The organism is Georgenia daeguensis, assembly GCF_039537705.1.
In the GTDB taxonomy this organism is placed as follows: Bacteria; Actinomycetota; Actinomycetes; order Actinomycetales; family Actinomycetaceae; genus Georgenia; species Georgenia daeguensis.
Window position 1 is genome coordinate 121,630 of record NZ_BAABBA010000010.1, and the last position, 19,579, is coordinate 141,208.

At 73.9% G+C, this 19,579-nt stretch carries 20 protein-coding genes; 8 read left to right on the top strand and 12 right to left on the bottom strand.

Annotation, left to right across the window (positions count from 1 at the left end; genetic code table 11):
- Positions 1–28: 28 nt before the first annotated feature.
- Together ABD774_RS11700 and ABD774_RS11705 are read left to right on the top strand one after the other, a co-directional pair.
- The gene (locus tag ABD774_RS11700; RefSeq protein ID WP_345041274.1) at positions 29–571 is read left to right on the top strand and encodes a DoxX family protein; all 543 of its coding nucleotides are present in this window, start codon (positions 29–31) and stop codon (positions 569–571) included.
- 522 nt (positions 572–1,093) lie between these two features.
- Complete coding sequence (locus tag ABD774_RS11705) at positions 1,094–2,050, top strand: hypothetical protein (RefSeq protein ID WP_345041276.1); 957 nt, start codon at positions 1,094–1,096, stop codon at positions 2,048–2,050.
- Between the two features lie 100 nt (positions 2,051–2,150).
- Here ABD774_RS11705 and lpdA read toward each other — a convergent pair whose 3' ends face one another.
- Both lpdA and ABD774_RS11715 read right to left on the bottom strand, forming a co-directional pair.
- Entirely contained in the window at positions 2,151–3,551 is a 1,401-nt protein-coding gene (gene lpdA, locus ABD774_RS11710) for a dihydrolipoyl dehydrogenase (RefSeq protein ID WP_345041279.1), read from the bottom strand.
- Between the two features lie 132 nt (positions 3,552–3,683).
- Positions 3,684–4,700, bottom strand: coding sequence for a metallophosphoesterase family protein (locus ABD774_RS11715; protein WP_345041281.1), 1,017 nt, complete (start codon positions 4,698–4,700; stop codon positions 3,684–3,686).
- 55 nt (positions 4,701–4,755) lie between these two features.
- On the opposite strand from ABD774_RS11715, the gene ABD774_RS11720 reads away from it, so the two are divergent.
- The gene (locus tag ABD774_RS11720; RefSeq protein WP_345041283.1) at positions 4,756–6,297 is read left to right on the top strand and encodes an SIR2 family protein; all 1,542 of its coding nucleotides are present in this window, start codon (positions 4,756–4,758) and stop codon (positions 6,295–6,297) included.
- Between the two features lie 22 nt (positions 6,298–6,319).
- On the opposite strand, the gene ABD774_RS11725 is transcribed toward ABD774_RS11720, so the two are convergent.
- The gene (locus ABD774_RS11725) at positions 6,320–6,619 is read right to left on the bottom strand and encodes a YciI family protein (protein WP_345041285.1); all 300 of its coding nucleotides are present in this window, start codon (positions 6,617–6,619) and stop codon (positions 6,320–6,322) included.
- Positions 6,620–6,831: 212 nt separating this feature from the next.
- Here ABD774_RS11725 and ABD774_RS11730 point away from each other — a divergent pair, with 212 nt between their 5' ends.
- Positions 6,832–7,557, top strand: coding sequence for an alpha/beta fold hydrolase (locus ABD774_RS11730; RefSeq protein WP_345041288.1), 726 nt, complete (start codon positions 6,832–6,834; stop codon positions 7,555–7,557).
- Positions 7,558–7,574: 17 nt separating this feature from the next.
- On the opposite strand, the gene ABD774_RS11735 is transcribed toward ABD774_RS11730, so the two are convergent.
- Complete coding sequence (locus ABD774_RS11735) at positions 7,575–8,093, bottom strand: GNAT family N-acetyltransferase (protein WP_345041290.1); 519 nt, start codon at positions 8,091–8,093, stop codon at positions 7,575–7,577.
- A 124-nt stretch (positions 8,094–8,217) separates the two neighbouring features.
- On the opposite strand from ABD774_RS11735, the gene ABD774_RS11740 reads away from it, so the two are divergent.
- Complete coding sequence (locus ABD774_RS11740; protein ID WP_345041292.1) at positions 8,218–9,615, top strand: FAD-dependent oxidoreductase; 1,398 nt, start codon at positions 8,218–8,220, stop codon at positions 9,613–9,615.
- Positions 9,616–9,738: 123 nt separating this feature from the next.
- Here the strand turns inward: ABD774_RS11740 and arsA are convergent, their stop codons facing one another.
- The 3 genes from arsA to ABD774_RS11755 form a co-directional block, all read right to left on the bottom strand.
- Positions 9,739–11,529, bottom strand: coding sequence for an arsenical pump-driving ATPase (gene arsA / locus ABD774_RS11745; protein ID WP_345041294.1), 1,791 nt, complete (start codon positions 11,527–11,529; stop codon positions 9,739–9,741).
- A gap of 16 nt (positions 11,530–11,545) precedes the next feature.
- Complete coding sequence (gene arsD, locus ABD774_RS11750) at positions 11,546–11,998, bottom strand: arsenite efflux transporter metallochaperone ArsD (RefSeq protein ID WP_345041297.1); 453 nt, start codon at positions 11,996–11,998, stop codon at positions 11,546–11,548.
- 88 nt (positions 11,999–12,086) lie between these two features.
- Positions 12,087–12,839, bottom strand: a complete 753-nt coding sequence (locus tag ABD774_RS11755; RefSeq protein ID WP_345041299.1) for an aquaporin — start codon at positions 12,837–12,839, stop codon at positions 12,087–12,089.
- Positions 12,840–12,885: 46 nt separating this feature from the next.
- On the opposite strand from ABD774_RS11755, the gene ABD774_RS11760 reads away from it, so the two are divergent.
- From ABD774_RS11760 to trxA, 3 genes are read left to right on the top strand one after another with little or no spacing between them, the layout of a single operon-like run.
- A complete protein-coding gene (locus ABD774_RS11760; protein WP_345041302.1) occupies positions 12,886–13,614 on the top strand; it encodes an arsenate reductase/protein-tyrosine-phosphatase family protein in 729 nt (242 codons plus the stop codon).
- A gap of 15 nt (positions 13,615–13,629) precedes the next feature.
- The gene (locus ABD774_RS11765) at positions 13,630–14,040 is read left to right on the top strand and encodes an arsenate reductase ArsC (protein WP_345041304.1); all 411 of its coding nucleotides are present in this window, start codon (positions 13,630–13,632) and stop codon (positions 14,038–14,040) included.
- 44 nt (positions 14,041–14,084) lie between these two features.
- Entirely contained in the window at positions 14,085–14,408 is a 324-nt protein-coding gene (gene trxA / locus ABD774_RS11770; RefSeq protein WP_345041306.1) for a thioredoxin, read from the top strand.
- Positions 14,409–14,477: 69 nt separating this feature from the next.
- On the opposite strand, the gene ABD774_RS11775 is transcribed toward trxA, so the two are convergent.
- From ABD774_RS11775 to ABD774_RS11795, 5 genes are all read right to left on the bottom strand, one after another.
- Complete coding sequence (locus tag ABD774_RS11775) at positions 14,478–15,182, bottom strand: PspA/IM30 family protein (RefSeq protein ID WP_345041309.1); 705 nt, start codon at positions 15,180–15,182, stop codon at positions 14,478–14,480.
- 9 nt (positions 15,183–15,191) lie between these two features.
- Complete coding sequence (locus ABD774_RS11780; RefSeq protein ID WP_345041311.1) at positions 15,192–15,791, bottom strand: hypothetical protein; 600 nt, start codon at positions 15,789–15,791, stop codon at positions 15,192–15,194.
- Positions 15,792–15,901: 110 nt separating this feature from the next.
- Positions 15,902–17,572 (bottom strand): NAD(P)/FAD-dependent oxidoreductase, encoded by a 1,671-nt coding sequence (locus ABD774_RS11785; RefSeq protein WP_345041314.1) that lies wholly within the window; start codon positions 17,570–17,572, stop codon positions 15,902–15,904.
- Positions 17,569–18,420: a hypothetical protein gene (locus ABD774_RS11790; RefSeq protein WP_345041316.1), complete on the bottom strand. Its 852-nt coding sequence runs from the start codon at positions 18,418–18,420 to the stop codon at positions 17,569–17,571. Before ABD774_RS11790 ends, ABD774_RS11785 begins: the two co-directional genes overlap by 4 nt.
- 257 nt (positions 18,421–18,677) lie before the next feature.
- On the bottom strand, positions 18,678–19,544 hold the full coding sequence (locus ABD774_RS11795) for a MurR/RpiR family transcriptional regulator (protein WP_345041318.1): 867 nt from the start codon (positions 19,542–19,544) through the stop codon (positions 18,678–18,680).
- Positions 19,545–19,579 lie beyond the last annotated feature (35 nt).

Here is a 19,579-nt window from a genome sequence, read left to right on the forward strand (position 1 = left end):
TCACAAACAGCCCAAAAGGGAGAGCACGATGGCCACCACCGAGAGTGTCCGGTCCACCAGCACCACCGTCTATCAGGAGCAGATCGTCACCTCCGGCGCCGCTCGCAAGGCGCTGGCAGTCAGCCGCATCATCATCGGCTGGGTCTTCTTCTGGGCCTTCATCGACAAGCTGTTCGGCCTGGGCTTCATGACGCCGACCGAGCGGGCCTGGATCAACGGCGGCACGCCGGCGCAGGGCTTCATCAAGGGCATCGAGGGCCCGTTCGCCGGCTTCTTCCAGATGTTCGCCAACCCCTTCGGCGACGTCCTCTTCATGGCCGGCCTTCTGGGCATCGGCGTCGCGATGATCACCGGCGCGGGCCTGAAGATCGCCGCGGTCACCGGCACCCTGCTCATGCTCTTCATGTACCTGGCCGAGCTGCCCCTGGCCAACGGCGGAACGAACCCGATCACCGACTCCCACTGGGTCGAGGCGATCCTGCTCATCATCGCGGCCGCCACGCTCTCCGGCGACACCTGGGGCCTGGGCAAGTGGTGGGCCGGCAAGGTCGGCAACAGCTGGCTCCGCTGAGTCGCCAGGCATCACCCGAGATCTGTCCCTGAGACCCCCACCGAGGAACCCCGGCCCGTAAGCGCCGGGGTTCTTTGGTGCACGGCCACGGTGCGCACCTCGCCGCCGGTTCACGGGCCAGAGCCTGCACAGGCTTCCGTGGACCGCTCACGTCGGGTGCGACAACCTCAACCGCCCAGCGCGGCGAGTGCGCCACCCTCGACCGCCCTGCCCCGCCCCCCGCGCGGAGAGTGCGACACCTCCGGGCGGGCACGTCCGTCGAGTGCGACGACTTCTACGTTGTGACCGCCGGAAAAGGCGAAACTCGTCGCACTCGGCACAGAAGACCCCAATGAACGCCGCCGACTTCGCCGTGTCCGCGGCGCCGCGGCACCCGCGCGGCGCGGTGATGTATTCGGGTCAGGCTGTTCACCCGCCGGTGGCCCCGACGTCGCCGCGCGGACCGTACGGCGACACCTCGCCGGGGCACCGTTGACGCGGCGGCCCGCTCGGGCCGAGGTCCGAGTACAGGGGGTACTTCTGATGTCTGTCCGTGCACGCAGGAACGGCACGCGGATCACGCTCGCCGCCGCCGCGGTGGCCGCGAGCGCACTGATCGCTCCGGCGGTGGCGGCTTCGTCCGCACCGGTCCCTGCGACGACGCGGGGAGCTGAGCCGCCGCGGCTCGACGCCACCGTCGAGTCGGTGTTCGAGGGGACGTGGGACGCGGACCAGGGCATCGCCGTCGACCGGACGTACTTCTACGCCATCGACAACAGCGAGATCACCAAGCACGAGCGCGCGACGGGTGAGCCCGTCCTCCAGTTCGCCGGCGCCGACGGCGGTCCCGTCGAGCACCTGGACAGCGGCGTCGTCGTCAGCAACAAGCTGTACGCGGCCCACTCGAACTACCCGGAGTGGCCGATGGAGAGCTCGATCGAGGTCTTCGACACCCGCACCATGGAGCACGTCGGCACGCACAGCTTCGGCATCGACCGGGGATCCCTGACCTGGCTGGACCACCACGACGGCTCGTGGTGGGCGGCGTTCGCCAACTACAACAGGGTCATGGACGGGATGGACGAGCCCTACGGCCAGACCTACAACACGCAGGTGGTCAAGCTCGACGACGACTTCCAGGTGGTCCAGTCCTGGACGATCCCCAAGTCGATCCTCGACAAGTTCGAGCTGATGAGTAACTCGGGCGGCTCCTGGGGCCCGGACGGGAACCTCTACCTCACCGGCCACGACCTGCCGGAGGCCTACGTCATGGCGCTGCCCGAGGCGGGCTCCGAGCTCGAGTGGCTGGGTACGGTCTCCCTGGAGGGCATCGAGGGCCAGGGCATCGCCTGGGACCGGACGGACAACACGAACCCGTCCCTGTGGGGCATCAGCCGGGACAACGACGAGGTCCGCGAGTTCGCGGTGCCGGTCGACGACGTCGCCGAGCCGAGCGGACCGGAGTGGGGCGTGCTCGGTCCGGACGAGTTCCGCCGCTGAGCCGCGACGGCGGGGCGCACCCCGGCGTGCGCCCCGTCGTCGCGTCCGAGTCACCGCCGCACTCGGGCGACGTGGCGCAGGGCCCTCAGAGGTGCCGCCGTCACAGGTTGATCATGTGACCCGTCAGCCCGTGGAAGCCCTCCTGGAGGGATTCCCCCAGCGTCGGGTGCACGTGCACGTTGCGGGCCAGCTCCGCGGCGGTGAGGTCCCACTTCTGCGCGAGGGTCAGCTCGGGCAGCAGCTCGGCGACGTCCGCGCCGACGAGGTGGCCGCCGAGCAGCTCCCCGTGCGTGCCGTCCGCCACCAGCTTGATGAAGCCGGTGGCGTCGCCCAGGCCCTGGGCCTTCCCGTTGGCGGTGAAGGGGAACTTCGCGACCTTGACGTCGTAGCCCTCCTCCCGCGCCTGCGCCTCGGTGAGCCCGAAGCTGGCCACCTGGGGCTGGCAGAAGGTGGCCCGCGGCATCATCCGGTAGTCGCCGAGCGGCATGGTCTCCGCGCCGGCGACGGTCTCCGCGGCAACGACACCCTGCGCCTCCGCGACGTGGGCGAGCTGCAACTTCGCGGTGACGTCGCCGATGGCGAAGATGTGCGGGACGTTGGTGCGCAGATTGTCGTCGACGGCGATCGCGCCGCGGTCCGTCAGCTCCACGCCCGTGCGCTCCAGCCCGAAGCCGTCCACGCGCGGGGCGAACCCGATGGACATGAGCACCCGGTCGGCCACCAGCTCACCCGGCACGCCATCCACCCCCGTGTAGGTGACGGTGACCTGCCCGCCGTCGTCCACGACGGTCTCGACCTTCGTGGAGGTCAGGATGGTGACGCCGAGCTTGCGGTACTGCCGGCCGACCTCCCGGGAGACCTCCTCGTCCTCCATCGGCAGCGGCCGGTCGAGGTACTCCACGATGGTGACGTCGACGCCGTAGTTCGCGAGCACGTAGGCGAACTCCATGCCGATCGCCCCGGCGCCGACGATGACGATCGACCCGGGCAGCTCCCGGCTGAGGATCTGCCTCTCGTAGGTGACGACGTTCTCGCTCAGCTCCACGCCCGGCAGCAGCCGCACGGTCGACCCGGTCGCGATGATCGCGTGGTCGAAGGTCAGCGTCTCGGTGCCGCCGGCGGTGAGCGCGACCTCGAGGGTGTGCGCGTCCATGAACGTGCCGTGCCCGTCGTACTCGGGGATGCCGTTCTTCTTCATCAGGTAGTGCACGCCGCGCACCCGCCCGCCGGCCACCTCGCGGCTGCGGTCGAACGCCGCGCCGTAGTCGAAGCGGACCTCCCCGGACATGCCGAACGTGTCGGCCTGGTGGGTGAACAGGTGGGCGAGCTCGGCGTTGCGCAGGAGCGCCTTGGACGGGATGCAGCCCACGGACAGGCACACCCCGCCCCAGTACTTCTCCTCGACGACGGCGATCTTCAGGCCCAGCTGGGCGGCACGGATGGCGGCGACGTACCCGCCGGGGCCGGCGCCGAGGACGATCACATCGAAGTGAGTAGCCACCCGCCGGACGTTACGGGTCAGCGCGGCCCGCATCCAGGGTTTTGACGGCCCGCACGGCCCGCCGTCCCGACGACCGCACGACCGGGGCGGACGAGCGGCGGGGAACGCCCGCCGCGCCGGGCCCCGGGCCCGTCACGGCCCCGGGACGGTGAACTCGTCGATGACGTCTCCGGACTGGTCGACGGCGCGGCCCACCATGCGGTCGTCGTAGACGGCGAGGTCCAGGTAGTGCCGCGTGGACGTGCTGACCTCGGTGAAGTCTTCCCATCCGGCCGGCCGTAGTTTGGCCGCTCCGCCGGAGACGACGTAGGTCACCCCGTCGATCGGCCGGGAGCGCTGGTAGTCGTGGTCGTGGCCCGCGAGGACGAGCGGGACGTCGAACCGCTCGAACAGGGGCACCCACGCCCGGCGCACCTCGAGGTCGGAGCCGTGGTCGCCGGCGGAGTAGGGCGGGTGGTGCAGCGCGACGACCGTCCAGGTGCCGGGCGCGACGTCCGCGGCGAGGGTCTCCTCCAGCCAGCGCGTCTGCCGCTCCTCGTCCACCCGGTTGGAGTCGAGGGCGACGACGCGCACGGGCCCGACCTCCTCGACGTACCAGCTCCGGTCCCGGCCGAGCTTCGCGAGGATCTCGTCCCCCTCGCCGCGGCGGACGTCGTGGTTCCCCAGCACGGGGACGAGCTCGACGCCGCCGTCGAGCACGGGCGCGAAGGGCTCTGTGATCCGGTCGTCGACCTTGGAGGCGTTCCCGTCGTCGTAGATGAGATCGCCCAGCAGGACGAGCGCGTCGTAGGGAGCCTGGACGCTCGCCTCGGCCAGCATCGCGTCGACCGTGGCGCGGATCTTCTTGTCACCTGTCCCCGTGTCCCCCGCGACGGCGAGCCGGGCCTCCGGCGTGACCGGCACCGTCACGGCCGGTGGCGCGGCGGTCGGCGGCGCCGTGGTGGGGGGCGCAGGGGTCAGGGGCCCGGCGGTCGGGGGCACGGCGGTCGGCGGCGCAGCGGTCGGGGTGGCCTCCGGCGCACCCGGCGTGCCGTCGTCGGGCTCCCGGCCGCCGGGGCCGATCAGGCCCACGGCCAGGGCCCAGACCACCGCGACCGCGGCGAGGACAAGGACGACGGCGGTCGCCACCAGTGCGCGCCGCTGCCTCATGGCCCCATCGTGCCTTCGCGGGGCCGCGCGCGGGGCCCGCTCGTACTCTCGTCTCATGGGAACAGGCCACGTCTTCGTGGTGCAGGGCCTTCTGGAGCACCTGGACTGCGACGCGATCGTGGTGCCCTCCGACCCGGAGTTCACCATCGAGCCTGACTGGCACGCGGCGCTCCGCCTGGACGAGGGCGGCGAGCCGCCGGCGCGGCCCGAGCGCTGGGAGGAGCACGGCTACGGACGCGCCGGCGGCCCCACGGGGTCCCCGTGCCCGCCCACCTGGTTCGTCGACGCCGTGTGGGGCCCCGGGCGCTCGGCGCGCGCGGCGGCGCAGGACCTCGCGTCCCGGCTGGCTGGCGCGCTGCGGGAGATCGTCGAGGCCGGTCTCGAGCCGCAGCACGGCCGGCCGCACACGCTCGTCGCGGTCCCCGCGCTCGGCACCGGGGGCGGCGGGTTCGACACCGTGCGCGGGGCCCTGATCGACCTGCTCCTCCAGACCTGCCAGGACGCCGTCGACGACGCCCCGCTCGACGTCGCCGTCGTCGCCAAGCACCCCGCCGACTACTCGGCCTTCCAGGAGATCCGGCGACGCCGCCCGGCGGCCGGGCGCGACCTCTCGCCGGAGCTGCAGGACGCCGCCGAGGAGCTGGCGGCGCGCGCCCGGCAGGGCGAGCTCGCCCTCTTCCTCGGCGCCGGCGTCGGCATCGCGGCCGGGCTGCCCTCGTGGGACGGCCTGCTCCGCCGGCTAGAGCGGCGCACCGGCCTGGCCGCCGAGGACCTCGCGCCGCTGGACCGCGGCGAGCTGCTCCGCCGGGAGCTCGGCGGTTCCGTGGGCGATGCGGTGGTCGCCGAGCTCGCCGGGGCCGACCGCTACGGGCTGGCGCACGCGGCGCTGGCCGCGCTGCTGTGCACCGAGACGGTGACCACCAACTACGACGACCTCTACGAGCTGGCGGCCCGGGACGCGTTCCAGCGGCCGATCTCGGTGCTGCCCGGCGTCCCGGTGGAGCCGGGCAGCCCCTGGGTGCTGAAGATGCACGGGGATGTCGCCCACCCCGAGTCGATCGTGCTCTCGCGCAGCGACGTCGTCGCCTACGACGCCACCTCGCGCCCCGTGAGCTCGGTGGTGCAGGCCCTCATGCTGACGCGGCACCTGCTCGTGGTGGGCGCCTCCATGACAGACGACAACTTCCTCCGCCTCGCCCACGAGGTGGCGCGGTTCCAGGACCGCGACTCGCGCACCCACGACAGCGACGGCGACACCCTCATCGGCACCGTCGTCACCCTGACGCCCAAGCCCGCGCAGGAGCGGCTCTGGCGGGGGCGGTTCCGCTACCTCGCCGCCTCCGACGGCGGCACGGGCGCCGAGCGAGCCCGCGACCTGGCGATCTTCCTGGACCTGCTCGCCATGCTCGCGGCCAGCCGCGACCGCTACCTCCTGGACCCGCGGTACGAGCAGATGCTCTCGGAGGACGAGCAGCACGTGGCGACGGCGGCCCGTGCCCTGGCCGAGGCGGTCGCCCGCCTGCCGGGGGACGGGGCGACGGCGTGGGCCGGGCTCCGCGCGCAGCTGCGGCGGCTCGGGGCCGAGCCGGGGGACTGACGCGCTGGCCTGGCGAGCGGACTCAGGTGCGCACGACGGTGTCGCCCATGGGGTGGAGCTCGGAACCGAAGCCGGCGTCGGAGCGCACGGCGGGGTCGCCGTCGGCGATCGCCTGCGCCGCGGCCGCGTCCGGCACCTCGAGGATGGCGACGCCGTAGGTGCCTCGCGGGTCCATGACCGGCCCGTAGGCCACCACCTTCCGCTCGTTGATCAGCCCCGTCCAGTAGCCGAAGTGCGCCTCCATGATCCGGTTCTCGGCGTCGGTGGCGTCGGCGGGGAAGGTCGGGCGTGGCGGGATGAGCCGGTACAGGAAGTGCTCCATCGGTCTGCCTCTCGCTGCGGTGACCCGCCGATCGTCGCAGGAGCGCGGCAGCGAAGACGGCCGTTCGGCGAACGGCATCGACATCGCTCGGCATCGGCATCGGCATCGGCATCGGCATCGGCATCGGCTGCAGGATCTTTCCGGCCCGCACGGCAGCGCGGCGAGTCGTGCTCTCGAGTGCCGATGTCGGTGGCAGGCGTCACGCTTGGGCCATGACACCGCTGCGCAGCAGAGATCCTGTCCACGTCGTGCTGGTGCCCGGCTACTGGCTCGGGGGCTGGGCCTGGGACGACGTCGTTCCCTACCTCGAGGAGAACGGGCTCGTGCCGCACGCCGTGACGCTGCCGGGCATGGGCTCGCGCTCCGAGAACCGGGCCGGGCTGACCCTGGACGATCACGTCAGGGCGGTGCGAGAGCTCGTGGAGGGGCTGGACGGGCGGGTGGTCCTGGTCGGCCACAGCGGTGGGGCGCCGGTGGTGAGCGGCGTGGTGGACGCCGTCCCCGAGCGGATCGCCCGGGTCGTCTACGTGGACGCCGGTCCGCTGCCCGACGGGGCGAGCATCGGCATCGACCTGCCCGAGGACGCCGTCGACCATCCGCTCCCCTCCTGGGAGGACCTGGCCGCGGACGACACGCCGCACGACGGCATGGACGACGCCATGCTCGCCGACGTCCGGCAGCGGTCCGTGCCGACCCCGGCGGGTGTGGTGCGCTCCGTCGCCCGACTGACGAACGAGAGCCGCAAACGTGTGCCGGTCACCCTCGTCTGCTCCACGATGCCCGCCGGCGAGATACGCGACGCCATCGCCCAGGGCGCGCCCTGGGCGAGCGAGCTGGTCGGGGCGGACGTGACGCTGGTGGACCTGCCCACCGGGCACTGGCCCTTGTTCAGCCGGCCGTTCGACCTGGCCGAGGTCATCGTCGCCGCGGCGAGGTGACGGCCCCGACGGCCTTGTCAGGTGCCGGCCTCGGCGCTGCGCCGCTCGAGCAGGACGGTGTCCCGCCACTGTCCCGCCAGCGGCCCTGACGTCATGCGCGCGATGCGGCGCCGGGTCCCGATCCGACGGAATCCCGAAGCACTGTGCAGGGCCAGGCTGGCGACGTTCTCCGGGAAGACGCTGGCCTGGAGGGTCCAGATCCCGGCCGCCTCGGTGGAACGGACGAGCCCGTCGAGCAGCGCCCTGCCCACTCCCCTGCCGCGGGCCGCGGGGTCGACGTAGACGGAGTGCTCCACGACGCCGGCATAGACGGCGCGCGCCGAGACGGGACTGACGGCCGCCCAGCCGAGCACGGTCCCGGCGCCGTCGAGACAGACGAACCGGTGATCGGCGAGGTGCCCGGCGTCGAACGCCTGCCAGCTCGGGGTGGTCGTCTCGAAGGTCGCGTGCCCGGTGGCGATGCCCGCCGCGTAGACGGCCTCCACCTCCGGCCAGTGCACCGGTTTCATCGCTGCGAGGGTGAGCAGGGCTGTCATGTCGCAGAGTATGCCGCAATCGATTGACAAACGTCGATGGATGTATCAGTCTTCGGGGCAGACATCGACGATCGTCGATGAATCGCCCGGCCGGGCATCCGGCAGACGCACATCGGAGGCACCCGTGTCCCAGCACCCCGCACCGTCCCTGAGGTCCCTGCCCGTCGTCGTCATCGGTGCCGGTCCCGTGGGGCTTGCCGCCGCCGCCCACCTGATCGAGCGCGGCCTGGACCCGCTGGTCCTCGAGGCAGGTGAGCAGGTGGGCGCGGCGGTCCGCGAGTGGTCTCACATCCGCCTGTTCTCCCCGTGGCAGTACGACGTCGACGCCGCCGCGCGGCGCCTCCTGGAGGCCTCCGGGTGGGCGGCGCCGGCGGCCGCACGGCTGCCGACCGGCGCGGAGCTGGTGGCCGACTACCTGGAACCGCTGGCCGCGACGCCACAGCTGCGCGACCGGATCGTCACCGGCGTCCGGGTTGTTGCCGTCAGCCGCGCCGGGCTGGACAAGACCCACGGGACCGGCCGCACGGAGCGAGCGTTCCTGGTCCGCACCGTCGTCGACGGCCGCGTCGTGGACCACCACGCCCGGGCCGTGCTCGACGCCTCGGGAACGTGGTCGCAGCGCAACCCCCTGGGGGCGGCCGGCCTGCCGGCGCCGGGCGAGGCGGCGGCGGCACGGTTCCTGCTGGGCCCGCTGCCGGACGTGCTGGGCACGGACAGGCACCGGGTCGCCGGCCGGCACGTGCTCGTCGTCGGCGCCGGTCACTCCGCGACGAACACGCTGCTGAACCTCGCGGAGCTCGCGCTGACCGAGCCGGGCACGCGCATCACGTGGGCGGTGCGTGGCGCCTCGCCGACCCGGGCCTACGGCGGCGGCGACGCCGACGGCCTGCCCGCCCGCGGCCAGCTCGGCACCCGCCTGCGCGAGGCCGTGGAGGCGGGGCGCATCGAGCTGCTCACGTCGGTGACCGTCGCCGGGTTCGAGAGCGCGGGCGACCGGGTCACGCTCGCGCTCGACACCCCGGCCGGCCGTCGGGAGCTCACCGTGGACGCCGTCGCCGGGGCAACAGGTTTTCGCCCCGACCTGGAGATGCTGCGCGAGCTGCGGCTCGACCTGGACCCCGGGCTCGAGGCACCCAGCCGGCTCGCGCCGCTGATCGACCCCGAGTTCCACTCCTGCGGCACTGTGCCCGCGCACGGCGCGGAGACGCTGACGCAGCCGGAGCCCGGCTTCTTCGTCGTCGGGATGAAGTCCTACGGCCGCGCGCCGACCTTCCTCCTGGCCACCGGGTACGAGCAGGTGCGGTCGGTCGCCGCCCACCTCGCCGGGGACGAGCGGGCCGCCGGCGAGCTCGAGCTGAGCCTGCCCGAGACCGGCGTGTGCTCGTCCGCGCTTCCCCTCTCCGACGCCGACGGGAACGCCGTCATCGATCCGACCTCCGGCGGGTGCTGCACCCCGGACGCGCCGCAGGTGGTGACGATCGGGTTCCCGACCGGCCTGCGGCACGGGCGCTCGGGCCGGTAGCGCCGGCTCTCACGAGCGGCACCCTCGCCCCGCTCGGCCGTGCGGGCCGAGCGGGGTCAGGTGACGGCCGGGACCGGGGTCAGGCCGCGGCCGGGACCGGGGTCAGGTCGCGGCCCGAGCGGGTCAGGTGGCGGCCGGGACGGGGGCCGCCGTCAGTGCTCGCAGCGCGGGGAGGCCGACCGGCTCCGTCGCGAGCAGCGGGATCACCGCACAGCGGGAGGAGTCCCGCTCCATGACCCGGGCGATCTCGCCGGACTCGTTGCGGGCGCGGCGGCGCAGCAGCGGGTCGGTCGTGGTCGCGGCGGCCAGCGAGTTGTTGACCACCCACGCCCACGGCTCGATGCCGGCCCGGCGCAGATCTACCTGGAGCTCCTCGGCCTCCAGCACCGGTGTGGTCTCCGGCAGGGTCACGACCACGACCTTCGTGAGGTCGGGGTCCTGCAGCCGCATCATCGGGGTGACGAGGGAGGTGCGCTCCCCCAGCTGCCGCACGACGTCGCGGTGGTAGGAGCCGGTGGCGTCCAGCAGCAGCAGGGTGTGCCCGGTCGGGGCGGTGTCGATGACGACGAAGCGTCGCCGCGCCTCGTTCACCGCGCGCGAGAACGCCTGGAAGACGGCGATCTCCTCGGTGCACGGGGAACGCAGGTCCTCCTCCAGGGCGGCCCGGCCGGCGTCGTCGAGCGCCGCCCCCTTCGTGCGCAGCACGGTCTCGCGGTACGTGCGGGTCGCGACCTCGGGGTCGATCCGGGAGACCTCGAGGTTCGCCACGGAGCCGGCCAGGGTCTCGGTCAGGTGCGCGGCGGGATCGGTGGTGGTCAGGTGCACCGGCAGTCCACGCTCGGCCAGGGCGACGGCGACCGCGGCGGCGACGGTGGTCTTGCCGACCCCACCCTTGCCCATCAGCATGACCAGGCCGTGGCCCTGCCCGGCGAGCTCGTCGACCAGCGCGTCCAGGCCCTCGGCGCCCTCGGGAAGCTCCGGCGTCGGCCCGGGCTCGTGCTCGGCCGCGGCGGTCTCCACCCGGCCGGGCTCGAAGAGGCTGCCCACGGCGTCCAGGCCGACCATGTTCTCGCCCTTGAGCTCGAGCACGTCGGCCGGAAGGCCGCGGAGGGCGGCGGGCAGGTCGCGCAGCACTGCCTGCTCGCGCCCGTGCACGGCGACAGCGAGCTCATCCCCACCCGGAGGCAGGGGCATGACGGCGTTGACGACGACGTGCTGCTCGCGCATGCCGAGGGCGGCGAGCTCGGCACCGGTGCGCTCGATCTCCTCCACCGCCGCGCGCTGGGCGCGGGTGACCAGCACCAGGCGCGTGCGGCCGGCGTCGGCCAGGGCGTTGACGGCCTCGGCGTAGACGGCACGCTGACGCTCGAGCCCGGCGAGCGGGCCGAGGCAGGAGGCGTCGCCCTTGCCCTCGTTGAGGAACTCGGTCCACGAGCCGGGCAGCTGGAGCAGCCGGATGGTGTGCCCGGTGGGCGCGGTGTCGAAGACGACGTGGTCGAACCCGGCGACCGCGGCATCACCGGAGAGCAGGCCGGTGAACTCGTTGAAGGACGCGATCTCGGTGGTGCATGCTCCGGAGAGCTGCTCCTCGATCAGGCTCACCTCCGCCGCGGGCAGGAGGTTCCGCACCGGTCCGACGATGCGCTCGCGGTAGGCCGCGGCCGCCTCGTCCGGGTTGATCTCCAGGGCGGACAGCCCCGGCACCGCGGGCACGGCGGTGACGGTGTTACCCACGCGGAGGCCGAAGACCTGGCCGACGTTCGAGGCCGGGTCGGTGCTGACGAGCAGGACCGACCTGCCGTCGCGGGCCAGCGCGACGGCGGCGGCACAGGCGACGGAGGTCTTGCCCACGCCGCCCTTGCCGGTCAGGAACAGGTAGCGGGGCGCTCCTGCGAGGAAGGAGGGCGCGGTCACGGTCGGTCTCCTCGGCTCAGCAGCAGCCGGTGCCGCCGCAGCAGCCACCGGACTCCTGCGCCAGCCCCGGGTCGCCGCGTCCGGCCGGTGCCGCGGTCAGCCCCAGCTCGGCGCGGCCGGCCGGCACCGCGGTCAGACCCAGCTCGGCGCGACCGGCCGGCACCGCGGCCAGCTCGGCCCAGCGCGCGAGCTGGTCACGGTCGGGGTAGCGCCCGGTCATCGCGACGGCGCCGTCCACGAGCACCAGCGGAAGCCCCGCCGAGCCGGAGAGCTCGAGGAACTGCACGACGGCCGGGCGTCCGGCGAACGCCGTCGGCTCGCTCGCCAGGTTGTAGCGGGCGACGTCCGCACCCTGTGAGCGGAGCCAGTCCAGGTCCGCGGAGAACGTCACCAGCTCCTGTGGCACGTCCGTGCCGCAGACGCCGGTGCTGCAGCACATGGCCGGCTCGTAGACCTCGATGGTGCTCATGGACTCCCACTTCCTTATCGATGACTGTCGATGAATTGAGCATACGGGGCCGGCGCCGAGGCCCATGGCACCAAGGTCCCACCCGACCTCAGTCCGACCGCGACACCACCGCCGGCTCGGGCAACCGCTCCGTGGGCACGGCGACGGCGGCGGGGAAGAAGAATCGCGCGGCCAGGACGCCGACGGCGCCACCCAGCAGCTGCGCGAGGACGAACGGGAGCACGGACGCCGGTGCGATGCCGGCGAAGGTGTCGGTGAACATCCGGCCGACCGTCACGGCCGGGTTCGCGAACGACGTCGAGCTGGTGAACCAGTACGCCGCACCGATGTAGGCACCCACCGCGGGCGCGACCCAGGCCCCCCGCCCGGAGCGCGTCAGGGAGAAGATCACGAGAACCAGGCCTGCGGTGGCCACGACCTCGGCGAGCAGCAGCCCGGAGCCCGCCCGCGCCGTGGTCGCTAGCTCGGTGGGTACCTCGAACATGAGGTTCGCGAGCACGGCACCGGCGACACCCCCGGCGATCTGGGCCGCGACGTACCCGCCGGCGCCGCGCAGGCCGAGCCCGGCACCGGCCCGTCGCCCGGCGGCCCACTCGGCCAGGGAGACGACCGGGTTCAGGTGCGCGCCGGACACCGGCCCCAGGACGACGATCAGCACCGACAGCCCCAGCGTGGTCGCCAGGCTGTTCTGCAGCAGCTGCAGTCCGACGTCCCCGGGGGAGAGCCGTTGCGCGGCGATCCCCGACCCGACGACCACGGTGACCAGCCCGGCGGTCCCCACCAGCTCGGCGACCAGGCGGCGCGCCCACGACGGCGGGGGCGCCGCTTCAGAAGTGTTCATGGGCCCATGGTTGACGACGACAGATAACTCAGTCAAACTTGAGGCAATGAACGTCGAGCGAGGGGCCGAACCCCGGCGCAGCGAGCAGCTGGCACGCCGGGCGGCGCTCCATGCCGCCCTGGCGGACCCGGCGCGCCTCCAGATCGTCGACACGCTCAACCTCGGTGACGCCTCGCCCTCCGAGCTGGCCGAGGCCCTCGCCATGCCCTCGAACCTGCTCGCTCATCACCTCAAGGTGCTCGAGCGTGAGGGCGTCGTCGGGCGGACCCGCTCCGAGGGCGACAAGCGTCGTTCGTACGTCCACCTGGTCCCGGGCGCGCTCGACGACCTCACCGCGGGTCAGGTCCGGCAGGTGCCACGGGTGCTGTTCGTGTGCACGGCCAACTCCGCCCGCTCCCACCTCGCGGCCGCCCTGTGGCGGCAGGCCAGCGAGATCCCCGCCGTCTCGGCCGGCACCCACCCGGCGGAGGCGATCGCACCGGGCGCCGTCGAGAGCGCCCGCCGCCACCACCTGAAGCTGCCCCGGGTCCGGCCCCAGCACGTCGACGGCGTGCGTGCCGACGACGATCTGGTCGTCACGGTCTGCGACCGCGCGCACGAGGAGCTCCGCCTCCCCGTCGACGTCCACTGGTCCATCCCCGACCCGATCCGCGCCGGCACCCCCGAAGCGTTCGACCACGCTCTCGAGGAGATCGGCCGCCGTGTCGGCAACCTCGCCCCCCGACTGTCCCTGCCCACCAACCCCACCGACGTCGCGCCCGCCGCGACCCGCTGACCCGAGGAGAACCCCATGTCCGAGCGCCCCAGCGTCATGTTCGTCTGCGTCCACAACGCCGGCCGGTCCCAGATGGCCGCCGCTTGGCTGTCCCACCTCGCCGGCGACGCCGTCGAGGTGCGCTCCGCCGGCTCCGCCCCGGCGGACCAGGTCAACCCCGCCGCCGTCGAGGCCATGGCGGAGGTCGGCATCGACATCGCCGCGGAGAAGCCCAAGGTCCTGACCACGGAGGCCGTCAAGGAGTCCGACGTCGTCATCACCATGGGCTGCGGGGACGCCTGCCCCATCTTCCCCGGCAAGCGCTACGAGGACTGGGAGCTCGAGGACCCCGCCGGCAAGAGCGTCGACGGCGTCCGCCCGGTGCGCGACGAGATCAAGGCCCGCGTCGAGGAGCTCATCGCCAGCCTCCTGCCGGCGAGGGCCTGACCGCCGCCGCACCGGCTGCGTCCCCACACCCTGAAGGAGCGAGCATGAGCAACGTCCCCGCGGTCACCGACGCCACGTTCGACGCCGAGGTGCTCCAGTCCGACACGCCCGTGCTGGTCGACATCTGGGCAACCTGGTGCGCCCCGTGCCGCCGCACCGAGCCGATCATCGAGGAGCTGGCGGCCGAGCACGGCGACAAGATCCGGTTCCTCAAGCTCGACGCCGACGCGAACGTCGAGACCGTGACGAAGTACGGCGTCGTGTCCATCCCGACCTTCAACCTCTACTCCGGCGGCGAGGTCGTGAAGTCTCTCGTCGGTGCGCGGACGAAGAAGCAGTTCCTCGACGAGCTCGCCGAGTACCTCTAGCACGACCCTCGCCGAGCATCTCTCGCACCACAGGCAGGGGGAGGTGGCTCCTCGGTGGCGTGCCCGGTCCTACCGGCCGGGCCGCTCGATGCCCTTGCGCTGCTTGAGCGCCTCGAGCTGGCTGCGCACCGCGGCCTCGTTCTCCAGCTGCTCGAAGGCCTCGCGCACCTGCGCGGAGTCGGGGTCGGCGCCGGCGATCTCGTCGTGGGCGGCGGCACGTGCCTGGAGACGCCGGATCTCCCGCTCCGCCTCGAGGGCCGCGGACTGCGCACCCACCGCCTGCCGCCCGGCCGCGGCGGTCGCCTCGCGCATCTGGAGGGCGGCCTGCGCCGCGCCGTGGTCGGCCCGCAGGGCCTGGAACCGGACGTAGGAGTCCTGGACCTGCCGCTCGAGGCGGACGAGGTCGTGCTCCAGGCGGCGCACCTGCTCGTCGATCGAGCGGTGCTGGGCCCCGAGGGTCTCGAGGCGCCTCCCGGCCTCGATCGACCGGCGGAGATACTCGCGGGCGCCCTCGTCGTGCCCCATGGCGACGGCGGCCTCGGCCTGCCGGTCCCACTGCTGGCGCTCCGCGCTGGCCTGCTGGGCGAGGACCTCCACCCGACGGCGGTTCGCGGCCAGGTCGGCGACGCTGCGGCGGGCCTGGTCGAGACGACGGAACTGATCCGCCTGCGCGGCCTCCACCGCCTGGACCGGGTCGGCCGGCCCCTGCTTCCGGGCGGCCCGTTCGGCGCGGTTCGCCCGGGCGATGCGGCCGAGGCGGTCACGGATCGACAAGGCGGGGCCTCAGGCGGCGCGGCGCGTGCGGTAGGAGGTGCCCCAGGCCTGCAGAGCCTCCACCTCCAGCGCCAGGTGGTCGCCGGCGCGGGTGAGGTGGGCGGGGCCGGTGGCCATGGTGGCGCTGAACAGGGAGCGGCGCAGGTCCGCGCACAGGCGCCCGTGCTCGGCGACCTGGTCGGTCAGCCACGCCACCCACGTCCGCCGGAGGTCGAGATCGGGCTCGATCTCGGCGAGCCGGAGCTCTTCGTCCAGCTGGTGGCCGGCGCGCACGAGATTGGCCGCCACCGAGGGCATGGCGCCCACCGGCGCGCCCTGGGCCTGCGCGGCTCCGATCGCGCGTTCCGTCGCGTCGACGGAGCGCTGGACCTCCAGGCGCATCCGGGCCAGCCGGCGCCCGGCGTCGTCGCCGGTCACGGCCCGGACGGTGAGGCGGCTCCGGTCGACGCCGCGGCGCAGGCGGCGCGACCGGCGGACCCGGCGCACCACGTACCAGAGCGACCCGACGGCGGCGAGGCCGAGCACGAGCATGACGGCGCCCCCGACCAGCACCACCTGGGCCAGCGCGTCCACGACGTCGGCGGCGTCCGCCTCGGCGGCATATGTCATCTCGGCTCACTCCTCACGCGCGCGGGAGCACAGGGCCCGCACGGCCACACTACTTCTGACGATCGGCGCCCCGCCAGGGTTCCACGGTGCACCGACCCTGGGCGTCGCGCTCACCTCGCAGCCCGCAGCCAGCCCAGGTACGAGTGCACCAGGCTGACCGCGAGCGCCCCCTCCCCGACCGCGGCGGCGACCCGCTTGACCGACCCGCGTCGCACGTCCCCGGCGGCGAAGACGCCCGGCAGCGACGTCTCCAGCAGCGCCGCCGCGCGGGGGCCCGCCCGCGGCGGGGTGTCCGCGCCGGTGAGCACGTAGCCCCGGCGGTCCTTGGCGATCTCCTCACCGAGCCAGTGCGAGCGCGGCTCGGCACCGATGAGGACGAAGAGCGTGCCGGGCACCTCCTCCTCCCGGCCGGTGTCGACGTCGCGCAGCCGCAGGGACTCGAGGAACTCCGTCCCCGTCCCGCCCACGACCTCGGTGCGGTAGCGCACGGCGATGTTGGGCGCCGCCTCGATCTCCCGGATCAGGTACTCGGACATCGTCTCGGCCAGGCTGGAGCGACGCACCAGCACCGTGACGCGGTCGGCGTAACGGGCCAGGTGCACGGCCGCCTGCCCGGCCGAGTTGCCGCCCCCGGCCACGTAGACCTGCTTCCCACGCACGGACGAGGCCTCCGAGACCGTCGCCCCGTAGAACACCCCACGCCCGGTCAGCGCCTCGAGCTCGGGCACCCCGAGCCGCCGGTAGGCGGCCCCGGTCGCGACGACGACCGTCGCGCTGCGCACGGAGGAGTTGTCGCTCAGCCGCACCGAGAGGTGGTTGCCGGAGGCGGCGAGCGCGGTCGCGGCGCGCATGAAGTGGAACCGCGCCCCGAAGGTCCACGCCTGCTCGTAGGCGCGGAACGCCAGGCGGCTGCCCGAGATCCCGCTGGGGAAGCCCAGGTAGTTGCGGATCAGCGACGACGTGCCCGCCTGCCCGCCGACCGCCTCGGTCTCCAGCACGATGGTGCGCAGCCCCTCCGACGCCGCGTACACCGCCGCGCCGAGCCCGGCCGGGCCGGCACCGACGATCGCCACGTCGAACTCCTCGTCCTGGCCCACCGGCTCGAACAGCCCGAAGGCGTCGGCGATCTGGATGTCGCTCGGGTTCTGCAGCACGGTGGCGTCGCGGCGGAAGTGCAGCAGCACGACCGGCAGCGCGGGGTCGCTCACCCCGGCCCCGAGGAGGATGGCCTGACCGTCCGGCGTCGCGACGTCGTAGAAGCCGGTCGGGATGTGGTTGCGGTCGAACATGTCGCGCAGCTGCTGGGTGCGCCGGTCCCAGCGCCGCCCCACCAGGCGCACCGCCTCGAACGAGGTGCCCCGCCGGGTGGCGGCCTCGTCGAGGAACTCGCTGACGGTGCGGTGGAACTCCTCGTCCGACTCCAGCTCGGGGCAGGTGAGCCACCGGTCCACGCGGCCCATCCCGATCGCGTCGAAGATCGGCCGGGTGGTGCTCCAGTCGCCCCAGCGCACCACGGACACGCGGAGTGCCGTGCGCTCCACCGGGAGCTGCTCCAGCACGCTCAGCCCGTCCGGCTCGGCCGCGCCGTAGCCCACCATCAGCAGCGCCACGGGGACCCCGTCGGCCCGCAGCCGGTCGAGGGTCTCCCGCGTGGACGCCGCGTCGCCGTGCACGCGCACGTCGTAGTCGTTGGCGTACCGACGGCGCAGCGCCCGCTGCACCAGCGCGCGCATGCCGGGGTCCCGGCTGAGCAGGACGATCGCCGGCCGGTCCACGGTCACGGCGTCTCTCGCGCGGGGGCCCGGCCGGGCTCGGTGGCCACGAACGCGGCAACGCCGGTGGCGGCGACCGCCGTCGCCATGACGAGGAAACCCGCGGCCGACGGCGCCTGCCACCGCACGTCCTCGGCGAACCGACCCGCCACCATCAGCTGCAGGACGCCCAGGACGGCGTAGGCGAGCGCGGGCACCCGCAGCAGGTCCAGGTCGCCGGCCCGGACCAGGAGCGCCGCCGCAAACCCGTAGGCGGCCAGCCACGACCCGACCGCCCGCGCCGTGAGCGGGGTGAGCGTCCAGGGCCAGAGCACCTCCGCCGTCGCCGGTGCGAGGTACAGCGCGACGCCGACGCCGAGGAGGACCAGGCCCTCGACGGCGAGGAGGGCGCGGAGCCAGGCGGGCAGCGGCCGCCGCCGGGGCGGAGGAAGGGCCCGGCGCTCCTGGACAGCCAGCGCCGCCGCCATGCCCACCGGCACCACGACGTAGACCGCCAGCCAGAACCAGGCCGCGAACCGGGGCAGGGAACCGTCTGCGGCGAGATGGAAGCGGTCGAGGTGGACCAGCGTGGCCACCAGCGTCAGCGCGGTGAAGACCAGGATGGTGACCAGCGGGATGCGGGTGCGCGCCCAGCTGCCGCCGAGCAAGGACAGCACCACCAGCACCGTCCCGGAGGCGTAGCCGCCGCCGAGGAACGCGGCCGTGGCGGGAGGGTCGATGGTCCAGGCGAAGGTCTCCGCGGTGTGCTCCGCGCGGACGAGCAGGGCGCCGACGGCGAGCGCGGTGAGCACCGCGAAGAGGCCGAGCAGGACCCGGGTGGGAGGGAGCAGCCGGTCGGTCCGGCCCCGCGAGGTCATGGCACGCCTCCGCGTCCGGCGTCATCTGGTGCGCACTCACGCGTCTCCCCCGCGGCCGGCCTCGTCACCGACCTCGGCTCCAGGGTACGTCCGCGACCCCGGCCGTGAGGACCGCAGATCCGGCCGAGGACAGCCGATCAGCGGGACGTCCTCAGCGCAGACGTCGGTCCCCGGCGGCGGGCCCGGGCGCGGACCGGCCGTGGCTCCGGCCGCGGCCGGCGCAGCGGCCGACCGGTCGAGCGGGCGGGGCGCCGGCGCTACAGCTCGCCGACCGCCTTGAAGCTGGCGTCCAGCGCCCGCCGGGTGCGCTCGAAGTCCCGGGCTGCCACGCCGACGAAGACGCAGTCCACCACGGTGAGCTGGGCGATCCGGCTCGCCATGGCGCCGGAGCGGAAGGTGGTCTCGCGCGTCGTCGTCGTCAGCACGAGGTCGGCGCGCCGGGCGAGCGGCGAGCGCGGGTGGTTCGTCAGCGCGACCGTCCGGGCGCCCCCGTGCCCGGCGACCCGGAGCGGCTCGATGACGTCCGACGTCGCCCCGGAGTGCGAGACGGAGAACACCACGTCCTCGGGGCCGCGCAGGGAGGCGAGGGTCATGGCGGCGTGGCGGTCGGTCGCCACGTTGACGGCGAGCCCGAGCCGGGACAGCTTCTGGCCGAGGTCGGAGGCGGTCAGTCCGGACGCGCCGATGCCGAAGATGTCGATGTGCCGGGCGCCCACGAGCGCGTCGACCACCTTCTCCAGCACCGCGACGTCCAGCCCCGCGGTGGTGCTCTCGACGGCGCGGGAGTCGGCGTACCCGATCTTGGCGACGATGTCGGCCAGGGTGTCGCTCGGGTCCATCTCGCCCGACAGCGGGGCGCGGGAGCTGCGGCCCTCCTCGATGCCCGCCGCGGTCGCCAGCGCGAGCTTGAGCTCGGGGAAGCCGGAGAAGCCCATGTGCTGGGCGAACCGCACGACCGTGGGCGGAGACGTCCGGCAGCGCTCCGCGAGGGAGGTCACCGACTCGCGGGCGACGAGCAGCGGGTCCGCCACCACGGCCTCGCCGACGCGCCGCTCGGCGGGACGCAGCTCGGGGAGCATCCCGCGCACGCGGCTGACCAGGCCGACGGTCGGCGCCTCGCTCATCGGACCTCCTCGGGGCGGCGCACGCCTCCGCGCGC